General features: G+C 47.2%; 2 protein-coding genes. Both read left to right on the top strand.

Features of this window, described 5'->3' with window-relative positions; genetic code table 11:
* On the top strand, positions 1 to 535 hold a 535-nt coding region (locus ACT3QP_RS14750), incomplete at its 5' end, for an OmpA family protein (protein WP_444526021.1).
* Positions 536 to 613: 78 nt separating this feature from the next.
* A partial coding sequence (locus ACT3QP_RS14745) for an Ig-like domain-containing protein (RefSeq protein ID WP_444526020.1) occupies positions 614 to 1,510 on the top strand: 897 nt, incomplete at its 3' end.

The raw sequence follows: 1,510 nt of genomic DNA, 5'->3' as shown, positions 1-1,510 counted from the left end.
GAGTGGGCAAGGAACAGTACAACGTATCACCACAGAAAGCGCATTACCACTACTAACAACCAAACGTTATCAAACACATCAAATCAGTCGAGTCGTCCCTAATTGTCCTGCACCAGTGCTTGCCACACCACCAGTAACTCCGCCACCAGTCGTAGAACAACCAGCCGTACTGACGGAAAAAGTAACGATTGACCTCGAAGTATTATTTGAGACTGACAAAGCCATCGTACGACCAGAGTACTATACAAAAATTGCTGAGCTAGCAGAATTCATGGCGCAATATCCAAATACTATCGCCACCATCGAAGGCCATACCGACAGTCGCGCCAGTGACAGCTACAACCAAGCCTTATCGCAGCGCCGAGTCGACGCCGTTAAAGAAAGCCTAATCACACAGTTTGGCGTCAGCGCTGATCGTTTACGTGCTATTGGATATGGTGAATCGCAACCACGAGCCAGTAACGAGACCGCAGAAGGTCGTCAGCTTAACCGCCGCGTCATTGCTGTTGTAGAGGAACGTATGAGTAAGTCATAACTTAAAATTCTTTTGGTAACCAAGGTTGCCTAATATAAAAATAATCTAACCAAACTATTTAAAATTGAAGGTCAGAAAATGAATACTATTATTGTTAAAGTTAACGACGCCACTCAAACAATCAGTCAAGTAGACGTTGTCACCAAAGACGGCATTCCGACCGTTATTACTGCCACGGACAAAGTGAACTACGAGTTTTTTGATACCGCTATCAATCACGCACCCAACCATATTGTCACTAAGCGTCTAAACAATGATTTACACGTCTCATTTGAAGAAGCGGCTCAAGAGACAGACCTTATCATAGAAGGTTTCTATGATAGTGAAGACAGTGCTTTACTTGGTATCGCCGAAGATGGCGAATACTATTATTATATTCCTGACACTGGTGAGACATATGATTATGTGACTCAGCTAGAAGCAGGCGATGTAGAAGGTCAGGCCCTAGGTGGAGAAGAATATATCGCTGCTGCTGTCTTGCCTTGGTGGATACCTGCCGCTGCTGGTATTGGCTTGGTCGGTCTAATCGCTGGTCGTGATAGTGATGATAATAATGATTTTAACGATGATGACACTGTTAATGCTGATGCTCCCGTTGCCACTGACGACAGCGTGACCACGGTGATTGACACCCCAGTTACTCAAAACATCCTTGGTAATGACGACGATGCCAATGGCGACACCTTAACGGTTGACGATTTCACCGTTGATGGCACCACCTATCAGCCAGGCGACACCGCAACGATTGCAAATGTCGGCACCATCACCGTGACAGAAGCGGGCGAATTAACCTTTACCCCAGAGACCGGTTATGCTGGTGCGGTACCAGACGTTGACTATACCGTGATCGATGGTAACGGCGGATCAGACACCGGCACGGTCAGCTTTGATGACATCGCCAACCAACCACCCGTTGCCACTGACGACAGCGTGACCGGCACAACCGGCAGCGATGTCACGGTTGACGTCTTAGAC

The sequence above is a fragment of the Psychrobacter sp. AOP7-B1-24 genome, assembly GCF_052376215.1.
In the GTDB taxonomy this organism is placed as follows: Bacteria; Pseudomonadota; Gammaproteobacteria; order Pseudomonadales; family Moraxellaceae; genus Psychrobacter.
The sequence above is the reverse complement of the archived record's forward strand: the minus strand, read 5'-3'. Positions and strand labels throughout refer to the sequence as shown.